13 protein-coding genes are annotated in these 21,677 nt (G+C 74.2%); 9 read left to right on the top strand and 4 right to left on the bottom strand.

The genetic code is table 11. From position 1 onward, the window contains the following. The first annotated feature begins 140 nt into the window (after positions 1-140). The 3 genes from ACWEJ6_RS27915 to ACWEJ6_RS27925 are packed head-to-tail and all read left to right on the top strand — an operon-like array spanning position 141 to position 3,069. Positions 141-1,316 carry an ROK family protein gene (locus ACWEJ6_RS27915; RefSeq protein WP_452427412.1) on the top strand — a complete coding sequence of 392 codons (1,176 nt, stop codon included), beginning with the start codon at positions 141-143 and terminating at the stop codon, positions 1,314-1,316. A gap of 48 nt (positions 1,317-1,364) precedes the next feature. Further along, the gene (locus tag ACWEJ6_RS27920; RefSeq protein ID WP_452427414.1) at positions 1,365-1,823 is read left to right on the top strand and encodes a MarR family winged helix-turn-helix transcriptional regulator; all 459 of its coding nucleotides are present in this window, start codon (positions 1,365-1,367) and stop codon (positions 1,821-1,823) included. Positions 1,824-1,836: 13 nt separating this feature from the next. Beyond that, positions 1,837-3,069 (top strand): epoxide hydrolase family protein, encoded by a 1,233-nt coding sequence (locus ACWEJ6_RS27925; RefSeq protein ID WP_452427416.1) that lies wholly within the window; start codon positions 1,837-1,839, stop codon positions 3,067-3,069. 168 nt (positions 3,070-3,237) lie between these two features. On the opposite strand, the gene ACWEJ6_RS27930 is transcribed toward ACWEJ6_RS27925, so the two are convergent. Next, complete coding sequence (locus ACWEJ6_RS27930; protein WP_452427418.1) at positions 3,238-4,137, bottom strand: aminoglycoside phosphotransferase family protein; 900 nt, start codon at positions 4,135-4,137, stop codon at positions 3,238-3,240. A 276-nt stretch (positions 4,138-4,413) separates the two neighbouring features. After that, positions 4,414-5,637, bottom strand: a complete 1,224-nt coding sequence (locus ACWEJ6_RS27935) for an oxygenase MpaB family protein (protein ID WP_452427420.1) — start codon at positions 5,635-5,637, stop codon at positions 4,414-4,416. 266 nt (positions 5,638-5,903) lie between these two features. Here ACWEJ6_RS27935 and ACWEJ6_RS27940 point away from each other — a divergent pair, with 266 nt between their 5' ends. Continuing rightward, complete coding sequence (locus ACWEJ6_RS27940) at positions 5,904-6,575, top strand: TetR/AcrR family transcriptional regulator (RefSeq protein ID WP_387678590.1); 672 nt, start codon at positions 5,904-5,906, stop codon at positions 6,573-6,575. A 17-nt stretch (positions 6,576-6,592) separates the two neighbouring features. Here the strand turns inward: ACWEJ6_RS27940 and ACWEJ6_RS27945 are convergent, their stop codons facing one another. After that, positions 6,593-7,033: a hypothetical protein gene (locus tag ACWEJ6_RS27945; RefSeq protein WP_452427422.1), complete on the bottom strand. Its 441-nt coding sequence runs from the start codon at positions 7,031-7,033 to the stop codon at positions 6,593-6,595. 304 nt (positions 7,034-7,337) lie between these two features. Between ACWEJ6_RS27945 and ACWEJ6_RS27950 the strand changes: the two genes are divergently transcribed. Both ACWEJ6_RS27950 and ACWEJ6_RS27955 read left to right on the top strand, forming a co-directional pair. After that, positions 7,338-10,526 (top strand): amidohydrolase family protein, encoded by a 3,189-nt coding sequence (locus ACWEJ6_RS27950; RefSeq protein ID WP_452427424.1) that lies wholly within the window; start codon positions 7,338-7,340, stop codon positions 10,524-10,526. A 251-nt stretch (positions 10,527-10,777) separates the two neighbouring features. Continuing rightward, complete coding sequence (locus ACWEJ6_RS27955; protein WP_452427426.1) at positions 10,778-12,328, top strand: alpha/beta hydrolase; 1,551 nt, start codon at positions 10,778-10,780, stop codon at positions 12,326-12,328. A gap of 80 nt (positions 12,329-12,408) precedes the next feature. Here ACWEJ6_RS27955 and ACWEJ6_RS27960 read toward each other — a convergent pair whose 3' ends face one another. Next, the gene (locus ACWEJ6_RS27960; protein ID WP_452427428.1) at positions 12,409-14,094 is read right to left on the bottom strand and encodes a tetratricopeptide repeat protein; all 1,686 of its coding nucleotides are present in this window, start codon (positions 14,092-14,094) and stop codon (positions 12,409-12,411) included. A gap of 298 nt (positions 14,095-14,392) precedes the next feature. Between ACWEJ6_RS27960 and ACWEJ6_RS27965 the strand changes: the two genes are divergently transcribed. From ACWEJ6_RS27965 to ACWEJ6_RS27975, 3 genes are read left to right on the top strand one after another with little or no spacing between them, the layout of a single operon-like run. After that, complete coding sequence (locus ACWEJ6_RS27965) at positions 14,393-15,721, top strand: SWIM zinc finger family protein (RefSeq protein WP_452427430.1); 1,329 nt, start codon at positions 14,393-14,395, stop codon at positions 15,719-15,721. Next, complete coding sequence (locus tag ACWEJ6_RS27970; RefSeq protein WP_452427432.1) at positions 15,718-18,894, top strand: hypothetical protein; 3,177 nt, start codon at positions 15,718-15,720, stop codon at positions 18,892-18,894. The genes ACWEJ6_RS27965 and ACWEJ6_RS27970 overlap by 4 nt, the downstream gene beginning before the upstream one ends. Then, positions 18,891-21,650 (top strand): hypothetical protein, encoded by a 2,760-nt coding sequence (locus ACWEJ6_RS27975; RefSeq protein ID WP_452427434.1) that lies wholly within the window; start codon positions 18,891-18,893, stop codon positions 21,648-21,650. The genes ACWEJ6_RS27970 and ACWEJ6_RS27975 overlap by 4 nt, the downstream gene beginning before the upstream one ends. Positions 21,651-21,677: the final 27 nt, after the last annotated feature.

Genomic DNA, 21,677 nt, shown 5'->3' on the forward strand with positions numbered 1-21,677 from the left:
CGTAGCATGGCGCTCGGCTTCCGGTCGCCGCGAGCCGCCCGCGGCCATGCCCGTGATCTGGCCTCTTTTTTTCTGGGTGAGAGCCTCGATCAGGATTTATGATGGAGCTCACCATTAAGATTCGTCAAGAAGGGTCATCAGTGACGCTCTCCGTGACCGGCGGCGACCTCCAGCGGCTCCGGCGGCTCAACGCGCTCGCCGCGCTCTCGGCCCTGCGCGCCGGCGGGCCGGCGACGCTGACCCAGCTCGCCGAGCGCGCCGACCTGGCCAGGGCCACCATCAAGGTGGTGGTCAAGGACCTCATGGAGCTGGGCTGGGTGGTCCAGATGGATCCGAGCGGCGGCGAGAAGGGCAGGCCCGCGCGCCGCTACCGGTTCCACGCGGAGGCGGGCCGGGTGCTCGGCCTCGACATAGGGGCGCACAAGGTGCTCGCGGTCGTGGCCGACCTCGACGGCAACGTCCTGCACACCACGCGCGAGCCGGTCACTCCCGAGCAGCCGCGCGGCGAGCGGCTGGCCGCCGTCGACCGGGCCATCGACGGCTGCCTGACCGGCTCGGGCACCGCCGCCGCCGACGTCTGGCTCGCGGTCGCGGGCAGCACGGGCTACGTCGACCTGCAGGGGCGCGTCGTGCTCTCGCGGGCCATCCAGGACTGGTCGGACGTGCCGCTGGCCGACCACCTCGGCGACCGGCTGCGCTGCCCCGTCCTGGTGGAGAACGACAGCAGGCTCGCCGCGCTGGCCGAGTGCCGCAGGGGCATCGCCCGCGACGCGCGGAACCTGATCTTCCTGCACGTCGGACGCCGGGCCGGCGCCGCCGTCGTGCTCGACGGGGTCCCCCTGCGCGGCAGCGGCGGCGCCGCCGGGGAGATCGGCGTGCATCCGCTGTTCAACCTCGGTCACGTGGGCGAGCTGCTGCAGGCCGTCCCGTCGGTCGAGCCCGGCACGCCGCCGGAGGCGGTCGCGGGGGCGGTGTTCGAGGCCGCCAGGCAGGGTGACGTCGAGGCGCGCCGGGCCGTCCTGCGCTACGTCAAGGTGCTCGCGCTGGCCACCACCGCGATGGCCCTCACCGTGGACCCCGACCTGGTGGTGCTCGGCGGGGGGTTCTCGCGTTCGGCCGACGTGCTCATGGAGCCGCTGCGGATCGAGCTGGAGACGATGTGCCTGCGCACGCCCGAGCTGCGGGCCTCCGTGCTCGGCGACGAGTGCGTGGCCATCGGGGCCGTGTGCCACGGCGTCGAGCATCTGGCCAAGGTGCTCTTCGACCCGGAGATCGACCTGTCGGTCGCGGCGCCTCCGTCCTCATTAATGGTGTAGCTCACCGAATGTAGTGCATTTACATCGAACTTCGATATAAATGGGCGCGTGGCATCCTCTCAGGCGGACCCCGGCCCCGATCTCGACCTCGACGCGCTCGTCGGCGCGATCGAGGACTTCAACGCGTACTTCATCCGGCTGCCCTCGGTGCGGCGGCTCAGCTTCTCGACCCTGTCCGTGCTGCACACGCTGGCGGGCAAGGGTCCGATGCGGCTCACCGACCTGACGGCGACGGAACAGCTCAAGCAGCCCGCGCTCACCAGCCTGGTCGCCCGGCTCGAACGGGACGGGCTGGTCGCGCGCCGCCCCGACCCGCGCGACGGCCGCGCCGTCCTGCTGAGCCTCACCGAGGAGGGCAGGGACATCGTCCGCTCCCGGCGCGCCGACCGGGTGGCGCGGGTCGCCCGCCTGGTGGCGCACCTGAGCGAGGACGAGCGCGCGGAGCTGGCCCGGTACGCGGGCGTCCTCGGCCGCCTGACCGAGATCGCCGCGCGTGTCGAAGACTAGGAGGACGGTTCCCTTGGCTCGCTCGACTCCCTTCCCGTTGCGCCCTGAACCGCTGCACGTACCGGACGAGGTGCTCGACGACCTGCGCCGCAGGCTCACCTTGACCCGATGGGCGCCGTCCGCGGGGAACGACGACGGCTTCTACGGCGTGCCCGGCGCGTACCTGCGCGAGCTGGTCGCCTACTGGGCCGACGGCTTCGACTGGCGGGCGGCGGAACGGGCGATCAACGCCTACGAGCACTACCGGGTGGACGTCGGCGGCGTGCCGGTGCACTTCATGCGCAAGCCCGGCGTCGGCCCCGCCCCCGTGCCGCTGATCCTCAGCCACGGCTGGCCCTGGACGTTCTGGCACTGGTCGAAGGTCATCGACCCGCTCGCCGACCCCGGCGCCCACGGCGGGGATCCGGCGGAGGCGTTCGACGTGATCGTGCCCTCACTGCCGGGTTTCGGGTTCTCGGCCCCGCTGGACGGCCGGCCGGACATGAACTTCTGGAAGATCGCCGACGTGTGGCACGAGCTGATGACCGGCGTCCTCGGCCATGACCGATACGCCGCCGCCGGATGCGACGTCGGGGCGCTGGTCACCGGGCAGCTCGGCCACAAGTACGCCGACGAGCTGTACGCGATCCACATCGGCTCGGCGCAGAAGCTCACCTTCTTCAACGGCGACCGCGCCTGGGACCTGAGCGGCGGCATGCCCATCCCGGACGGCCTGCCCGCCGACGTGCACGCCCGGTTCGTCGAGCTGGACCGGCGGTTCGCGGTGCATCTGGCGGCGCACATGCTCGCGCCGTCCACGCTCGGCCACGGCCTGGCCGACTCCCCCGCCGGCATGCTGGCCTGGATCCTGGAACGCTGGACGAAGTGGTCCGACAACCACGGCGACGTCGAGAACGTCTTCACCAAGGACGACCTGCTCACCCACGCGACGATCTTCTGGGCGGGCAACACGATCGACAGCTCGATCCGCACCTACGCCAACAACAACCGCTACCCCTGGACGCCGTCGCACGACCGGTGGCCGGTCGTCGAGGCGCCCACGGGCATCACGTTCGTCGACTTCGAGAACCCGCCCGGCGTCACGACCGGCGACCAGCGGATCCGCGGCTTCCTCGACGGCGACCGGGCCGCCTGGTACAACCACGCCGGCATCACCTGCCACGCTCGCGGCGGGCACTTCATCCCATGGGAGATCCCCGACGAATGGGTCGCAGACCTCCGCCGCACCTTCCGCCCCCACCGCTGACCCCTCCTTGCCATCGGGCGCCGTCCGGCCCGGCCCGGACCTGGCCGGACCAGCGTCTCGGTGGGGCGTGATCAGGGTTTTCCTTCGGTCGCGGATGAGTCGTTCGTAGAACATGTGGTCCGAAGGACGGTTTTCTTACATCCCGGTTCGTATTTCCGGCGAACCGGGCTAACCGGCGAGGGCCTGGGTGATCTGCCGGGTGGTCTGCGCGGCGACCCTCGGGCTGACGGCGGCGTAGGCGGTGTACGCGTTCAGGCCGGTGGCCAGGGCCCAGCCGCGGCCCCGGGTCCAGGTGGCCTCGTCCACGCCGAGCGCGGCACGGAAGGCGGCCCGGCTGCCGGCCGACATCAGGGTGAAGGCGATCATCAGGTCGGCGGCCGGGTCGCCGATGCCGAGCCCGCCGAAGTCGATGACCGCGCTGACGCGGCCGCCGACGGTCAGCACGTTGCCGGTGTGGAAGTCGCCGTGGAACCAGACCGGCGCGCGGTCCCAGCCGGGGGCGCTCATGGCCGCGTCCCACAGCCCGGTCATGGCGGCGCGGTCGAACACGCCGCCGAGCGCCGCGATGGCGGCCCGCGTCGCGCGATCCCGGCCCGCCAGCGGCTGCTGGGCGAGGTCGGGACGGGTCTTCAGGGACGGGACGGACTCGGGCGCGAACCGCTGCAGCGCGACCAGGAACTCCGCCAGCCTCTCGGCGGCCACGGACGAGCCGGCCAGCGCCTCGACGGTGGCCACCTCGCCCGCCAGCCAGCGGGACACCGCCCACCGCCACGGATAGCCGAAGCCGGGCTCACCCACTTCCACCGGCACCGGTACGGCCAGCGGCAGCCTCGGCGCGAGCCTGGGCAGCCACTCGTGTTCCTTGTCGGCCTGCCCGACGGCGTCGGCGTGGCGGGGCAGCCGGACGGACAATTCGTCGCCCAGCCGGTAGATCACGTGGTCGGAGCCCGCCGGGTCGAGCAGCCGCAGCGGCAACGCGGCCCACTGCGGGAACTGCGTGTCGACCAGCCTCCTGACCAGGGCGGCGTCGATCGTGGGGCGGACGGGCGCGGTTCCCGGGACTGCCAAGGACGACTCCAGCGACGGGCCCGCACCGTGCGGCGGGCGGCCGGACCATCACAGTGCACCGCGGGCCCGCGTGTCGACCCGATTATCGAAGGCCCGCCGCCCGGCGCGAGGCCGCGCCCCCGTTCAGCACCCGAAGCCCGATCGAACCCGGCGCGCCCGTGAGAGGTGCAGCCGCCCGAAGCCTGCTCGAACCCGGCGGGCCCGTGGGGCGGGTTGCGCCTGCCCCACGGGTGTCGCCCGCGTCCGGTACGCGTTTCCGGGGCGGAGCCGCCGGGGTCAGCCGGGGCGGTTGCCGGTCGGGATCACGATCTTGGTCTGCGCGCCCTTGGTCAGGTAGAACGTGGTCCACTTCTTGATCATCTCGTCGAGCAGCCAGGCCGCGGCCGGCACCAGCGGCAGCCCGATCACCCCTTCCCTGAACGCCACCAGCAGCGGCCAGGCGGTCTTGACGACCGGGTCCCACAGCGGCTCGCGCGGGATGCCGTTCCAGTCGGCCGCCTGGTTGCCGGTGAGGTACCTGGAGAACGCGTTGACCAGCGGCTTGTCGATGCTGCCCGGACTGGTCAGCTCCGCGAGCATGTCGCGCAGGATGTCGTTCAGCTCCACGCCCTCCGGCGTCGGCCCCATGTTCCTGGGCAGGACGATGTCCGACTGGGCGTAGGAGGTGTCCCAGGTGGCGGGGATGAACTCGTCCCTGATGCCGAGCATGTGCGCCAGCAGCTGCAACGAGTGCAGGTACGCCGCGGACTCGGCGGCGGAGATGCGCACCTTCCACTCGCGCATCCCGCGCATGGAGTAGGTCGCCAGGGTGTGCCACGTGACCAGCATGTCCTCCTGGCTGATCGGGATGGGCCCCGGCCAGTGGGGGGACGACTTGAGCAGGTGCCGCACGGCCGCGTGCACCAGCCGGGTCTTGACGGCCTCGACCACGGCCGTCCCGCCGGGCCCCCAGGCGTTCTGGGGCCTGACCGCGTACGCCAGGACGTTCGTCTTGGCGACCCGGTCCTTCAGGTCGGCGCCGCCCGCGGAGTAGTAGACCGCGCGGGCCTCCTTGGGGATGGCGGTGGCCAGCATGCCGGCCCCGACGATGGTGAGCACGACGATGTAGTTGCCCTTGAGCGCGTGGAACCGCGACGCGGCGTCCAGCTTGCCCTGGTCGGCCCAGGACGGGAGCTGACGCGCCTGCTCGATGAAGGCCCGCAGGTCGGCCGGCAGCCCGGCGGGCAGCGGCTGGTCGTTGCGGTTCCAGTCGTAGAGCAGCCGGTTGACCTCGGGGATGACCCCGCGGTCGAACAGCGAGGCGAGGAGCGGGTCGGCGACGTCGTCCCACACCCAGCGAGGGTCGGCGCCGGTGCCGGAGCCCGCGACCGAGCCGGCGGCCGGCCACTCCCAGCCGTCGGCGAGGGCCTTGGCCTGGGCCGGGGAGGTGATCCCCAGCGCGCCGAGGGCTCCCAGGGCGGTGCCCGAGATCAGTATCTCGCGCCTGCTCAGCTCTGCCATGCTCTGCACTCCTTCGAGATGGGGGGTCCCGCTCAGGGCAGTCTCGATCGGCTCGCCGGAGATCCACCGAACAGGGAGCGCGTGTCGGCGCCGTCGCCGGAATCACGCCTGCTGAGTTCTCCCACGCCGCTTCCTCCTTCTCGCCCGGGGCCGAGAAGTGGGTGATACTGAGAAACAAACCATGAGTCTGTGTATCATCATGAGAGCACGTTGTGATGGACATCACAAGACCCGCCCCTGAGGCAGAATCGATCCAGGAGGTGATCGTGGAATCCGTGCTGTCCGGCTTCATGGCGCCGTCGGGCTCGGAGTCGTTGCTGGAGCGCGCCTTCGTCGACGCCGTCGAACGCGTCGGCGACCCCGACGAGCTGCGGACGCGCATCCTCGACGCGGCCTACGAGCAGTTCTGCCGGATGGGCATCAGGCGCTCCACCATGGAGGACGTCGCACGCCTGGCCAAGGTGTCACGGATCACCGTCTACCGGCGCTTCGACACCAAGGACACGCTGGTCGAGCACGTGGTGCGCCGGGAGTTCCGCCGCTACTTCGACCGGTTCCTCATCGACATCGAGCAGGCGCACACACCGGCCGACCGGGTGGTCCTCGGCTTCGTCAGCTCGTTGCGGGCCATCCGCGGCAACCCGCTGATCGGCGGTCTCATCGCCACCGAGCCCGATCTGCTCGTGCCGTCCCTGATGACCGACGGCGGCCAGACCCTCGCCACGGTGCGGCAGTTCGTCGCCGGCCAGCTCCGCCGGGAGCAGCGCGCGGGCAACGTGTCCGACGGCCTCGACGCCGACCTCGTGGCGGAGATGATGGTGCGCATCTCCACCTCCTTCCTGGCGATCCCCAGCGCCGTCATCGACCTCGACGACGACGGGCAGCTCGCCGAGGTGGCCAGGCGCTTCCTGGTGCCCATGCTCCAGCCGCCCGCCTGACCCGCGGGGCCCGGGCCTCACTTCCCGCCGGCGAAGGCGGCGCGCAGTGCGGCGCCGCGGGTGATGACGGCGACGCCGGCCAGGGCCAGCGCCGACAGGCCCTGGAGCACGGCGTACCAGGCCGGGCAGAGTCCGGGGATCAGGTCCACGCCGATGATCGCGATCGGCATGACGGTGGACAGGGTGCGCACCCGGTCGAACGCCTTGTACGACCCCTCCGCGGCGCGGACGGTCATCCGGTGGATCAGCGCAGCCATCGCGACCAGCACGACCCCCCGGACCCACATGAAACCGGACGCCTCGCCGCCGGTGAACGCCATCACCGCGACCACGCCGAGGACGATGACACCGACGGCCCCGAAGAGCGTGACGCACTTCCTCACCGTGGCGAGGGCCTCCTGGGCACGGGCGTCGCCGAGGGCCGTCGTCGCGGTCGGGGTGTCGCCGGTGTTCGCCATGATCTGTCTCCTCCATGTCGTTGTGGCAGCGAGCTTAGGAAGCACCCACCGGGCCGAACATGGGGTTGGCCGTACGGGTGGGTGGGGCTGGCCCCACTTCTGCAGGCGGTCCCGTCCCGCCCGTCCCTCTTGACTTATTCTTTTGACCGACATATCTACTTTCCTGAAGGCATTTTCCAGCCACGCAACATTGGCCGATCAGATGAACTCCGAGGCGATTAGGCATTTCGTCTGGGACCATGAATCGCGCGTCGTCGTGTTCAGCCTTTCGCCGACCATCTGAACAGTGGAATGGAAATTCGCGATGTCTCACGCACCGGTTCCCTCCGACGTCTCCGCCGCCCCGTCCGGATCGATGTCAGGGCCGTCCCGGCGGGCCGTCCTGGCCGGTGGCGGCGCCGCGCTCGCCGCCGCGCTGGCCCCGGCCGCACCGGCGCGGGCCCGCGTGGCGCGGGACGCCGGCCGGACGGCCGTCACCTCCGGCACCGACTTCGCCGTCGCGCCCTCGCCCGACGGCCGCCTGCTCGCCCTCGACCTGCTCGGCGTCCTGTGGGTCTGCTCGGCCTCCGGCGGCGCCGCCCGCAGGCTCACCAGCGACCTGTACGACATCGCCCAGCCCGACTGGTCCCCCGACGGCGAGACGATCGTGTTCCAGTCGTACCGCGACGGCGTCTTCGACCTGTGGACGATCCGGCCCGACGGATCCGCGATCAGGAAGCTGACCACCGGCCCGTACGACCACCGCGAGCCCCGCCACAGCCCCGACGGCCGCACCATCGCCTACTCCTCCGACGCGGGCGGCAGCTACGGCATCCACCTGCTCGACGTCGCCACCGGCGCGAGCCGCGTCCTGACCGACGGCTCCGCCGAGGAGTACGAGCCGGCCTGGTCGCCCGACGGAAGCAAGATCGCCTTCGTCGTCGCCGACACCAGGATCGACGTCGTCGAGGTCGCCACCGGCACGCGCGCCACCGCGGTCACGGTGCCCGCCGGGCAGGTCGTCCATCAGCCGTCCTGGCTGCCGAACGGCGCCGACCTCGCCTACCACCACTTCCACGCGGGCGCCAACGACCTGGCCGGCACCGCGGGCGCGCTCGTCACCGGCGAGGAGGTGTTCCCGTTCCGCGCCCGGTTCGCCCCGGACGGACGCTATTACTACACCTCCGCCGGCACCATCAAGGTCCGCCGCCTCGGCTCCCCCACCGCCGGCACGGTCGGCTTCACCGCCGCGCTGACCACGACCACTCCGAAGTACCGGAAAAAGGTCCGGGTATTCGACCGGCCGGGCTCATTCCCGGTCGTCGGAATCGGCAGCCCGGCCGTTTCGCCGGACGGCTCACTCGTCGCCTTCCGCGCGCTCAACGACATCTATCTCATGCGCGCCGGCGGCACCCCGGAACCGCTTTTCCGGGACCGCTGGTGGAAAGCCGACCCGGATTTCTCCCCCGACGGGCGGCGGCTGGCATTCGTCACCGACCGCACCGGCACGCTCAACGTCTGGGTCCGCGAGCTGGACACCGGCGCCGACCGGCAGGTGACCCGGCTGACCGACTCCGCCGCCCTGTCGGTCCGCTGGTCGCCGGACGGCAGCGAGATCGCCTACCTGGACCAGGACGGCGCCCTGTGGGTCGTGGAGGTCTCCACCGGCGACCGCCAGAAGATCTACGACGCGACCTTCGAGCCGGGCCGCCCGACGTGGTCCCCCGACGGCAGGACGCTGGCGATGGCCGCGGTGGTGCCGTACTCGCGGCGCTACCGGGAGGGGCTGTCCAAGATCCTGCTCGTGGACCGGGCCACCGGCGCCGGCACGTACGTCGACCCCGCGCCCCACCGGTCCCTGCAGACCCGCGGCGACGACGGCCCCGTCTGGTCGCCCGACGGCACGATGCTCGCCTTCGCCATGGAGTCGGTCCTGTGGGTGCTGCCCGTCGACCGGACCGGCCGGCCCACCGGAGCGGCCCGTCAGGTCACCCGGGAGGTCTCCGACGCCCCCGTCTGGGCCGGCGACTCTGCCACCCTCCTCTACCTGAACGAGGGACGTCTCAAGCGGGCGAGCCTCGACGGGAGGCCCGCCCAGCCGGTCCCGGTGCGGCTGACCTGGCGCAACGACCCCGGCCCTGACCAGGTCGTCATTCACGCGGGCCGCATGTGGGACGGCGTCTCCGGCCGCGTCGTCCGTGACGTCGACATCGTCGTGCGGGGCCAGCGCATCGCCGCGATCGAGCCGCACCGGGACGGACGGCCCGGCGACCTGATCGACGCCCGCGACAGGTTCGTCATGCCCGGCCTGATCGACATCCACCACCACCGCGAGATGCAGGGCTACGCCTACGGGTCGCGGCAGGGCCCGCTGTGGCTGGCGCTGGGCGTCACCACCACCCGCTCGCCGGGCTCGCCCGCGTACCACATGGTCGAGGAACGGGAGTCGGTGCAGTCGGGCGCCCGGCTCGCGCCGCGCTACCTGGGCACCGGCGAGGCCATCGACGGGGCGCGCATCTATTACAACTTCATGCGCCCGACGTACTCGCACGAGCAGCTGCGGCTCGAACTGCGGCGGGCCGCCGCCCTCGACTACGACCTGCTGAAGTGCTACGTGCGGCTGCCGGTCGTCTGGCACCGGGAGGTCATCGACTGGGCCCACCGCCAGGGCAAGCCGGTCAGCTCGCACTACCACTACCCGGCGATCGCCATGGGCGGCGACCAGACCGAGCACGTCGGCGCCACCAACCGGTTCGGCTACTCGCGCACCGTCACGAACGTCGGCTCGGCCTACTCCGACGTCATCTCCATGTTCAACGCCTCGAAGATGGCCAGGACCCCGACCCTGTTCGCCTCCTCGACCCTGTACCGGGAGGACACCTCGCTGGTCACCGACGAACGGGTGCGCCGGCTCTACCCGAACTGGCGGATGGCCGCGCTCCGGGCGACGGTCACCGCGGCGCAGACCGCCGACCCGGCGGCGGTCCAGGTGGTCCGGACGAACCTCGCCAACCAGGTCGCGCAGCTCGCGGCGATGATCCGCGGCGGCGGCGTGGTCACCGCCGGCACCGACGCGCCGATCGACCACCTCGGGCTCAGCCTGCACATGAACCTGCGGGCCATGGTCCGGTACGGCCTGACCCCGCGCGAGACGCTCACCGCAGCGACCAGCACGTCCGGGGCCTACCTGGGCCTCCCGCTGGGCCGGATCGCCACGGGCATGTACGCCGACCTGGCCATCGTCGACGGCGACCCGCTGTCCCGCATCGAGGACGCGGCCAACGTCACCGCCGTCGTCGTCGGCGGCAGGCACCACACCGTCGAGCAGCTTCTCGCGCCCTACCCGTCCGCCGCCACCGCCGCCGCCGCCGCCGCCGCCGCCGACCAGGGGGCGGCCGCGCCCGCCGGGCGGGTCAAGGCCCGCGTCCCCGTCCATCCGAGCACGGCGGGCCACTGGTGGAACGACCCCGCCCACCTCGCCGAAGCCCGCACCGCCTGCTGCGACGGCCACTGAACCAGCCCCGGCCGCTCATGTCCGCGTAGGTCGGAACATCACGTCGCGCCGGGCGGTCCCCTGCGCATCCAGCCGCGTCCAGGGGCGGGTCGGCGCGGATGCCGGGGGGCGTGCCCGCTGCGGGTCAGGCCGTCCGGAGCAGGACGCCGGAATGGCCGTACGGCCGATCTTGGTCGGCCGTTCGGCCGATCAAGGTCGATCGCGCGGCCCCCTAGCGTCGGTGCCGACATCATCAGAAAAGGGGGCTTTCTGTGCGTGCACGAAAGATCGTCACAGCCGTCGCCGCGAGCGCGACCCTGATGGCGGGGATGGCGGTCACCGGCCAGGCGTCGGCGGACGTCAGACGTGACAGCGGGACCGACGCCCTGGCGGGGTTCCACCGCCAGGCGCTCGCCTGGCACCGCTGCTCGACCGGTCCGGCCGACGACGCCGGCGCGGCTCTGGACGCGGCGGGCGCCCAGTGCGCCGAGGTGACCGTTCCGCTGGACTACCGCAGGCCCCGGGGGCGGACCGTGTCGGTGGCGATCTCACGGATCAAGGCGGCCGATCCCGGCGCGCGCCGGGGCGTCCTGCTGATCAATCCCGGCGGTCCGGGCGGGAGCGGGCTGCGACAGCCGCTGCTCGGCAGGCTCATGCCCGCCGTCGCGGCCCGTTACGACCTGATCGGGATGGATCCGCGCTTCGTCGGCCGCAGCACGCCGATCCGCTGCCGGTGGACGACCGACACCCCCACCCGGTCGGCCGGCCCGACCCGCCGCACGTTCGGCGAGAGCGCCACCCTCATGAAGGAGCTGGCCGCCGGATGCGTCCAGGGCAACCGTGACCTGCTGCCGCACGCCTCCACCCGCAACACCGCCCGCGACATGGACGTCATCCGCGCCGCGCTCGGCGAGCCCAGACTGTCCTACCTCGGCTACTCCTACGGCACCTACCTGGGCGCCGTCTACGCGCAGCTGTTCGGCGGCCGCGCCGACCGGTTCGTGCTGGACAGCGCGGTGGACCCGGACGTCTACGGCCCCGACCTGCTGTCCGCGACCGGCCCGGCGATCGACGCCGCGCTGAGGCACTGGGCCTCCTGGGCCGCCGCCCGCGACGCCGAGTACGGCCTGGGCGCCACCGAGGCCGACGTCCTGGCCACCGTGGAGCGGGTGAACCGGGCCGCGTCGCGTCGTCCGCTGCGCGTCGGCGGGTACCGGATCGACGCCCACCACGTCCCCTACCTGCTGTTCATCCGCCTCTACGACGACAGCGCCAAGGCGTACGCGAGCTTCGCCGCGGAGGTGCGGACGCTGGCCCGCGCCGCCCGCGGCGACGCGGTCACCGTCCCGGCGTCGTTGCAGGAGACGCTCGACGGCCTGTTCACCGGGTCGGGGTCGGCCGAGGACCGGGCGGGCACCCCGATCCTCTGCGCCGACCGGGCCGCCTCCCGCGACCTGGAGTCCTACTACCGCGACATCCAGGCCCACCGCGCGGACGAGCCGCTGTTCGGGCCGATGACCCGCAACCTCGGGCCCTGCTCCTTCTGGCCGGTCGCGCCGGTGGAGGCGCCCACCGCGCTCGGCAACGACGTCCCGCTGCTGGTCGTCGGGGCCGAGGGCGACCCCGTCACCCCCTTCCCCGGCCAGCGGTCCATGCACCGGGCGCTGACCGGCTCACGCATGATCACCCTGCGCGGCGCCTACCGCCACGGCGCCTACCTCGCCGCGGGCGACGCCTGCGTGAACGCCACCGTCAACCGGTACCTGGTGGACGGCGTCCTGCCCGCCGAGGACACCACCTGCGACGGGACCGGCCGGGGATGAACCCGGCCGCGGATCGACAGGCGGGACCGGCCGGGGGAACCCCGGCCGCGGATCGATCGGCGGGCTGACCCCGCCGGAGGTCAGCCGGAGCGGGCGCGCCGGCAGCGGTCCAGCTCGGCGCGCAGGTCGCGGCGGAGCGCCCGGTCCAGGCCCGGCTGGGCGAGCGCGTCGGTGAAGTCGCGGGCCGCCTCCTCCCAGCGGCCGAGCCGGGCCAGCGCGGTGCCCCGGTTGTAGCGCGGCTCGGGCGCGGGCGACAGGGCCACCGCCCGGTCCAGGTCGGCCACGGCGGCGGTCACCTCACCGCGTTCGAAGCGGACGGCGGCGCGATTGGTCCACGCCTCGACCAGCGTCTCGTCGCCCTCCAGAGCCTGGGTGAACAGGTCCTCGGCCGGTTCGCCGCGCTCGGAGCGGATCAGGCCGAGCGTGCACAGCAGCGCGGGGTCCTTGGGGGCCAGTTCGAGGCCGGCCAGCGCGTCCCGTTCGGCGGCGTCGAGCGCGCCGCGCTCCAGGTGGGCGTTGACCAGGGCGATCCGGGCGTCCAGGTGGCCGGGGTCGATGGCGAGCGCGTGCTCCAGGTCCTCGCGGGCCCGGTCGTCGCGGCCGCGTTCCAGGTGCAGCACGGCGCGGTTGTAGTAGGCCTCGGGCAGGTGCGGCCCCAGGCTGATGGCGGTGCCGTAGTCCTTGATCGCGGCTTGGACGCGACCGGCCGCCCGGTGCAGGGCGGCCCGGTCCACGTAGTACTCGCTGTTGTCCGGGTCGTGGGCGATCACGCTGTCCAGGTCGGCCAGGGCCCGCTCCGGGTCGCCGAGCGCCAGGTGCACCTGGGCGCGGTTGTGCCGCAGGCGGGCCAGGTGCTGCGGGTGCTCGCCCGGCGCGAGCACCGCGGTCAGCCTGGCCAGCCCGTCGTCGACCAGCCGCAGCGCCCGGTCGGGCGCGCCCGCCTTGGCGTCCAGCAACGCCAGGCCCTGCTCGTAGAAGACGGTGGAGATCACCCGGTGACGCGGGTCGTCCAGGCTCTGCGCCAGGTCGAGCGCCTGTTCCAGCCAGTGCCGGGCCTGCGCGGGGTCCTGGCGGGCGGCCGGGAGGTGGCGGGCGTACAACATGGCGGTGGCGTACGCGGCGGACATGTTGATCTTCGGGTCGCCGGTGGCGGCGCGGGCCTCGTCGTAGAGATCGAGCGCCTCCTCGGCGCGCTCCAGCGCCGCCAGCGCGGTGGCCAGGCCGGTGCTGCAGGCCCACCATTGCCGCAGGTCGCCGTCCGGGGTGACGAGGGCGCGTCCGTGGGCGGCGACGCGGGCCGCGTGGTGGTAGAAGCCGCGGGCCAGGCCGTCGCCGAGGGCGGCGCGGACGGCGTCCGGGGCCGTGGGCAGCGGCGGCGGCTCGGCTGGACCGTCGGCACGCAGGTCCAGGCGCAGCGGGGTGGCGGCGGTCCGCGGGACCAGGACGTCCAGCAGCTCGGCGGTGGTCTCGTCGGCGTTCGCGACGTGGTCGAAGGTGACGGTGACCGGGCGGCGGAGGGTGCCGGCCCAGGCGGCGGCGAACTCGGCGGCGCCGTACGCCAGGCAGGCGGTGCGGCGGGCGGGGTGGAACCTGATCGGCTCCTCCTCGGCGGCCGGCCGCGCCGTACGGTCGAGCCAGGGGGCGATCGCGTACAGCTCGACCCGATGACGGGCGGCCAGGCGGGGACGCTCGGCGGCGATCGTGGCGAGGAATCCGGCGACCCCGGCATAGGGCCCGTGGCCGCGATGGCAGTCGTAGCGGTTCACGGCCGCACCGGGAACCGCAGGGGCGGGCACCCGAGAGCGCCCGCCGTCTCGGCACCTACCAGCACCACTCGATCCAGAGCCGGCGGGCCCCGGCCATCAGGCGCTGCGTGCTCTTGCGGCGGATGGTCATCTTCTTCATGGGCGCCTCCCAGGGGGGGTGATCCACTTCAGGTTGCCCAGAGCATAAACCGGCTTGTCCGAAATGAGTAGAGCATCCGGAATCAAAGATGATCTGGCCTCAAAACCGGCGGAACGCGCAGCGGAGATCTTGTCGGTGGCGCGATCTATCGTCCCGGCCATGACTTCAGCGACGCAGGCGTACACGTACGCCGCGCCCTCCTCGCTCATCGACGGTCGCCTCGGGCTCGCGACCTCCGGCGGCCGTGCCCTGTCCGGCCCCGCCGTGGCCCCCCGCTTCTTCAGCGGCGTGGTGACCCAGGCCGCCCCCGCCGCGGCGGCCCTGCTCGGCGTCGCCGACGTGGCGCTGGCCCGCTACCACCAGCCGCAGGAGCGACCCGGCTGGGTGCGCGACCCGGTGGTGACGTGCAACGGCGACCGCCTGCGCTTCGAGTCGTTCTCCGCCTGCGGCGGCGCGTACGCCCGGCTCGACCTGCTGCAGGGCGCGCTCGACGGCGAGGTCTTCGACCGGGGCACCACCAACGTCGACGTGAACGCCCCGCTGCGGGAGGCGCTGGCGCGCATCGGCGCGCGCGACCCGCTGCACCTGGGAGTGGGCCTCGACGAGCTGGTCGTGACCACGACGGACGGCGCGGTGGTGGAGAAGAAGGTGCCGCTGCCCGAGCGCTGGCTGCGCGGGTTCGCCGAGGTGCAGGTCATCGCCTCGGGCATGGACCAGCGCGGCGAGCTGGCCGGCATGGCGGCGGTGCGCTTCCTGCGCGGGCTGCCCAGGAAGGGCACGGTGTGGGTGGCCCAGGTGGGGCGCGACCTGAAGGTCTCCGATCGCCCGGTCGCCGGATCCGTCCAGCTCGCCGGCCCCAACCGGCTCGCCACCCTGCTGCCGTTGCTCCGCTTCGCCAAGGCCCTGCGGGTGTACGGCCCGTCCGACGCCGCCTCCAGCGCCTGGGAGCTGGAGCTGCCGGGCATGCGCTACACGCTCACCCTGTCGCCCGAGCGCTGGCGCGGCTTCTCCGGCGAGGGCGCGGTGCTCGACGACCTGGCCACCGACGAGGCCGAGAACGACGCCGACGTGGTCGGCATGCTGCTCAACTTCGAGCCCGAGGTCGAGATCGGCCTGCTGGCCGACCGCGCCGGCATCCCCGCCGACCGGGTGCGGGCCGCGCTGACGCAGCTCGGCGTCGCCGGCCGGGTCGGCTACGACCTGGCCGAGGCCGCCCACTTCCACCGCGAGCTGCCCTACGACAAGGACAACGTGACCGTGCTCAACCCGCGGCTGGCCAAGGCGCGCAGGCTCGTCGAGGCGGGCGCCGTGCGGCTCGACGGCGACTCGGCCACCGTCCGCACCTCGGGCGGCACGCGTCAGGTCTCGCTGGCCGACGGCTCCTGCACCTGCGAGTGGTGGTGGGACCACCGCGGCTCCCGCGGCCCGTGCAAGCACGTGCTGGCCGCCCGGATCGTCGCCCGCGCCGCCGTGGAGGTCTCCCGATGACCACCTGGACGGAGATCCGCGACCTCGTCGTCCGCAACGAGTCCGGCCGCCTGGCCGACCGGCTGGTCACGCTCACCGAGCAGGAGCGCGCCGAGCTGGCCGGGCAGCTGCCCGGCCTGGTCAAGGAGCTGCGCCGGGTCCGCACCGAGCAGGTGCGCGCCGAGCACCCCGACGACTTCGGGGAGATGGTCTCCTGGGAGGTCGAGAAGCTGTTCACCGGCATCGCCAGGGCGCTGCTGGTGGCCGGCGTCGGGCTCATCACCGGCCCGGCCGCCGCGGTGACGTGGATGACCGGCCGCGACGTCAACCGCCGCTGGGGGCCGGACATCAGGGTCGACCAGGTGTGCCGGGTGGCGGCCGCCCGTCCGCCGGAATGGCGCCGGGACGTCGCGGTCCGGCTGGCCCGGCGGGTGCGCCGTCCCGCCGACCGCGTCGCGCCGCTGGCCCTGGAGCTGCTGCGCCAGTCCGGCGCGGTGCCGCCCGACCACGACCCGCTGGTGGCCGCCTGGCTGTTCCAGCCGACCGTGCCCGACGACCCGCTGGCCCCCGTGCTGCTGCCCCGGGTCTTCGACGCCGACGGCGCCGGCCGCGTCCTGCGGGAGGAGTCGCTGCAGCCCCGGCCCTCCCGCTGGCTGGCCGCCGTCGCCCGCGAGATCCCCAGGGAGCAGGCCCTCGACGGTTGCGTGAGCCGGTTCCTGCGCGGCGGCGACCAGCAGGACCTGCGGTTCTTCGTCCGGCTGCACACGCTGCTCGACCCCACGCCCGCGGAGTCGGCTGCCCGCCTGCGCGACTACCTGCGGTTGTTGCCGTCCGCACCGGGCACGGTCGCCGAGTCGGCCGCCGCGCGGGTGCGCGCCGCGATGCCGCTCGACCACGCCGACCTGGTCGAGGCGGTCGACGCGCTCACCTTCCGGGCCGAGGCCAAGCTCGCCGCCACCGGGCTGCGCTGGCTCGACCAGGCGATCCGGGCCACGCCGGAGACCGCCGCCGACTTCGTCGCCGCGCTGACCACGGCGTACGCGCACACGTCCTTCGAGGTGCGCAACCGCGCGGTCGAGCTGACCCTCAAACACGCCGGCCTGCTCACCGAACACGCCGAGGCGATCCTCGACGCCGTCCGCGACCTGCCCGCCGACCTGGGCGCGAAGCTGGCCGGGCGGTTCGGCGGGGAGACCCCGGTCGAGGAGCTGCTGGAGCCCAAGGAGTTCCCGCCGCTGCCCGAGCCCGCGCAGGCGCTGCCCTTCCCCGAGCCGTCGATCTTCCCCGGCGGGCACGAGCCCTGGATCGACGAGGAGCGCTGGCTGGCGGCCTTCGTCACCGGCGTCGCCGACGACCGCGCGGAGCTGCGCCGCAGGCTCGCCCCCCACGTCGAGCAGACGCACGTCGCGCAGGCCCACGCCGAGCAGGCCCACGCCGAGCAGGCCCACGGCCGCCGGCGGCTCAAGGACGTGTGCCTCGATCCCGGCGAATGGCGGGCGGCGCTGGCCGCGGAGCTCGTCACGCCCGGCAGCGTGCCGGAGCTCCCGCCGATCCAGCCGGAGAGGTTCTGGGAGCGCGCCGCCCACTCCGTGGGAGTGCGCGTCGTCCCCCGCGGGCAGGAGCCCGGCCAGGAGCCGCCGACCGGGCGGATCATGGTGGGCGGCGGCCGCCGGCCCGGCCGCTTCCTCGACGACGACGCCCCGCTGCGCGCCTTCTCCATCACCTGGACCAGCGACGAAGGTCCCGCCAAGGCGGTGGTCCGCGAGGGCGACCAGGAGATCCCCTTCGCCGGCGGCCGGATCCGGCTGAACGAACCCGATGATCGCCCGGTGCGGAAGAGGCCCGGCGTCCTGTACGACGACTCCGTGGAGGCCATGCCGTACCACCTCCTCGACCGCGCCTACGACGAGATGACGGCGCTCGGCGTGGACCCCGCCCGGGTCGCGGCGATGCGACTGGGGGAACCGGTGCCCCCGCCGGGCCCGGACGAGCCGCTCGCGCGGGTGACCGTCGTGTTCGTCCCGCCGCGGCGGCGTTCGTACCTGCCCGAGGCGCTGTCCGAGCAGGACGAGTGGCGGCGGCGCAACCGCCTGCCCCGCGCCGGCCGTGTCGCCCCGCTCCACGACTTCCTGCTGCACCGCTACGCCGAGCTCGCCGCGGCCCTCCGCGAGGACGCCCTCCCGCCGGTGCTGCTGGCCACCCCGACCTGGACGAGCGGCCACCTCGACCCCGACGCGCTGGTCGGCCGGCTGGAGACGTGCGCCGCCGCCGGGGTGGAACCGCTCCCCGCCGACCTGGCGCAGGCGCTGCTGCGGCTGCCGCGGGGCCGCCATCCGGCGGCGGCCGAGCGGGCCGCCAAGGTCGAGTCGGAGGCGGCGCGGTCGGCCGCCCGCTGGCTCGCCGGTGACGGCATGGCCGACCCCGAGTGCGGCCACGGGTGGCGGCACATGGTCGACGCGTCCATGGTCGAGTTCGGCGACGGCGACCCGGAGCACTTCACCGAGGTCAGGCTGCGGCCCGTGCTGCGGGTGACGGCCCCGACCGGCCATCGGCTGATCGACGAGGTGGTGCTGCGGGAGCCGTCCGACCGGGCGGGCAGCGAGTCCGGCCACATTCTGGGGGCGTGGCCCGCCGTTCTGCCCTCCCACCGCGAGGTCGTGGCCGTCAACTTCCTGCCCTACCTGCTGCAGGGCCACTGGGGCGTCTGGCGCGCTCCGGCGGAGATCATCGGCCTGGAGCTCGCCCAGGGGCCGATGGGCGAGTCCACCGCGCTGGTCCTCGCCTTCCTCCTGGCCGGCGGTGTGCCCGACCTGATCCCGCTGGTCCTGCGCATGGCCGCCAGGGGCGAACTGCCCGCCGAGGAGATGGGCCGTCAGCTCGCGCTGGTGCTGCGCCGCACCTGGCAGGAGACCACCCCCGCCATCGCGGCCCTGACCCGGCTGGCCGAGGCCGGTGGCCACCACGAGGTGTGGCGCGTCATGCGGGCCCTGCTGCCCGTGATGTCGCCCGGCGAGGGGCGGCGCGTCACCGTGAGCCACACCCGGCTCGTCGCCCTCGCCACCGACGTGGCCCTCTGGACCGGCGCGCGCGGGGAGATCCCGGTCGTCGCCGAGTTCGCGGGCGGCCGCCGGACGACCCGCTTCGCCCACGCCTGCCGCCGCCTGCACGCCCAGCTCACCGGAGCCACGTCATGACCGCCGACGACGTCCGCGCCGAGATCAGGCGCCTCGTGCTCGCCCGCGACACCGAGCGGCTGGCCTCCCGGTTGCCGGGCCTCACCGGCGCCGAGCGGGCCGCCGTCGCCGCCGAGCTGCCGGGCCTGCTCGCCGAGCTGCGCCCGCGACTGCTGGCCGCCCGCTGGAACGCCTTCGACCAGCCCACCAGTCACTCCGAGGCGCTGATGATGGTGGGCGCGGCGACCGTTCCCGGCCCGGCCGGCGCGGCCACCTGGCTGATGAAGCGCGACCTCGACCCGGGAACGTCCGGCGCGCCGAGCCCGCACCGGCTGGTCAGGGCGGTCTCCGGCCGCCCGGCGGCCTGGCGGGCCGATCTGGCGGTCCGGCTCGCGCGCCGCGTCCGCCGTCCCGACGACCGGGTCGTGCCGCTGGCGCTGGCGCTGCTGCGCGACGGCCCGGTTCCCCCGCCCGACCACGAGCCGCTGGTGGCGGCCTGGTTGTCGGCGGCGACCGTGGCTGACGACCCGCTGACGCCCCACCTGCTTCCGCGGATCTTCGAGGCGGCCGGCGCGGGCCGGGCGCTGGCCGACGAGCAGCTCACCCCCGAGCCGTCCCACTGGCTGGCCCTGACCGGCCGCGCGCTGCCGCGCGAGCAGGTCATCGCGGGCTGCGTGCGCCGATTCCTGCTCGGCGGCGACGCGCGTGACCTGCGCTTCTTCGTCCGGCTGCACACGCTGGTGGCGCCCACGCCGGCGGAGTCGGCCGGACGGCTGCGCGACTACCTGCGGCTGCTGGCCACCGCGCCGGGCCCGGTGGCCGAACTGGCCTGGCGGCAGGCGCGCGCGGCCCGGCTCGACCCGGCGGACGTCGCCGAGGCCGTCGAGTCGATGACCTTCCGCCCGGAGGCCGGGCTCGCGGTGAAGGGCCTGACCTGGCTCGACCGTGCCCTCGGCTCTCACCCGGAACGGGTGAACGACCACGTCAGGGCGCTGACCAACGCGTACGGGCACGCCTCCCACGAGGTGCGCGACCGCGCGGTCGCCCTCACCCTCAAGCACGCCGGTCACGTCACCGACCCCACAGCGCTCCTGGAGGGGGCCGAACTGCTGCCCCCGGCCTCGGCCCGGCGGCTCCACGAGCGCTTCGGCGCGGGCCGGACCGGCGACTTCACCCCTGGCCGGCTGCCCGAGGCCACCGTGCCCGGCCCGTTCCCGGTCCGCGGCCCGGAGGCCGGCCCGCCGGCGGAGGCAGGCTGGATCGCCGTCGAGGCGTGGCTGGCGGCGGTCGTGCGGGAGGCCCACGCGGACCCCGGATCCCTGCGTGAGACGCTGGCCCGGCGGTTCGGCGAGGAGCTGCGACCGGTGCTCTACGACATGCCGGTGTGGGAGTCGCCGCGCGACTGGTGCACCGCGCTGGCCAGGGAGCTGGTCAACCCGGGCGAGGATCCGGGGCCGCCCGGCTCGCGTCCGCCGCGGGAGTGGCCGCCGTACCGGAGCACGCCCGGCGACGTCGGGCAGGCCCTGTACGACGGCATGGTGAACCTCGCGGCCACGGCCTTCCGGCTGCTCCCCGGCCTGCGCACGATGCTCCCGCTGCACGATCTGCCCGACGACGTGCAGGAGCAGCTGCTGCGGACGGACGACGTCGAGACCGATCTCTACGCCCCCGGCGCCCGACCGGCGCCCGCCGAGTGGAACCGCCTCCCCCGCCCGGAGGAATGCGCCGGCCCCCACGCCTTCCTGCTGTCCCGCCTCGACGAGCTGCTGCGCGCCGCGAAGGCCGGCGCCCTGCCCCCGGTCGTGCTGGCCACGCCCACCCGCGCCGATGGCCACCTCGACCCCGAGACCCTGCTCACCCGCCTGGCCGGGTGCGCGCGCTCCGGCCGCGAACCGCTGCCGTTCGACCTGGCGCAGGCCCTGCTGCGGCTGCCCCCCGATCCGGCCCCCGACCTGGCCGAGCGCGCGCGGGGCATCGGCTCGGAGGCGGCCGCCGCGGTGGCCCGCCGGCTCGGGCGCGGCGCGCCCCCGCCGCCGCGGGTCGAGGTGACCTGGACCCCCGACCTCGGCTCGGCGCCCCACGAGCAGGTCCCCGGCCGGCGCGGGATCGCCGCCGTGAGCTGGCCGCCCGCCGAGCCCACCGGCCTCGCCCGCGTCGACGCCCTGCTGGCCGCGCCCTCCGGGAGAGGCTTCTCCCGGCGCGGGTCACGTGACTTCTGGCCGCGCCAGATGCCCCACCACCGGGAGCTCGCGGCGGCCCATCTGGCGCTCTGCCTGCTCGACTACTCGGTCCCGCCCGGAGTCGACGACCTGCGCGGCCTGGCGCTGGCCGGCGGGGAGTCCGGTCCGGCCACGGCCCTGGTCCTGGCCTCCGTGCTCACCACGGAGGGCGACGACGCGGTGCCCCCGCTGCTCGAACTGGCGGCCAAGGGCGCACTGCCCGCCGCCGGGACGGGCCGTGCGCTGGGCATGCTGAGCCGCCGCGGCGGCGTGGGGGCCGACCTCGCCCTGCCGTCACTGGAACTGGCCGCCCGGCAGGGCGCGCACGCCGAGGTGTGGACGATCCTGCGCCACTTCCTGGCCGTCTTCCTCCCGCGCGGGGGCGAGCGGGCCCGGCGTGCGCACACCGACGCCGTCGTGCTGGCCACGGACGTCGCCATGTGGGCCGGGGCGCGCGGCGAGATCCCGGAGGTCGCCGCCCACGCGGGCAGACGCGGCTCGACCGCGCTCACCCGCGCCTGCCGTGGCCTGCACCAGGCGCTGACCAGGGAGCCCTGAACCGGCCCTGAACCGGCCCTGCCCCGG

The sequence above is a fragment of the Nonomuraea sp. NPDC004702 genome, from assembly GCF_053601695.1.

Coding starts and splice junctions, on each gene's coding strand:
- ACWEJ6_RS27935 (WP_452427420.1), bottom strand. CDS start 5,637: ATGGCAGAGCTGAGCAGGCGCGAGATACTGATCTCGGGCACCGCCCTG.
- ACWEJ6_RS27945 (WP_452427422.1), bottom strand. CDS start 7,033: ATGGCGAACACCGGCGACACCCCGACCGCGACGACGGCCCTCGGCGAC.
- ACWEJ6_RS27950 (WP_452427424.1), top strand. CDS start 7,338: ATGTCTCACGCACCGGTTCCCTCCGACGTCTCCGCCGCCCCGTCCGGA.
- ACWEJ6_RS27965 (WP_452427430.1), top strand. CDS start 14,393: ATGACTTCAGCGACGCAGGCGTACACGTACGCCGCGCCCTCCTCGCTC.
- ACWEJ6_RS27970 (WP_452427432.1), top strand. CDS start 15,718: ATGACCACCTGGACGGAGATCCGCGACCTCGTCGTCCGCAACGAGTCC.
- ACWEJ6_RS27975 (WP_452427434.1), top strand. CDS start 18,891: ATGACCGCCGACGACGTCCGCGCCGAGATCAGGCGCCTCGTGCTCGCC.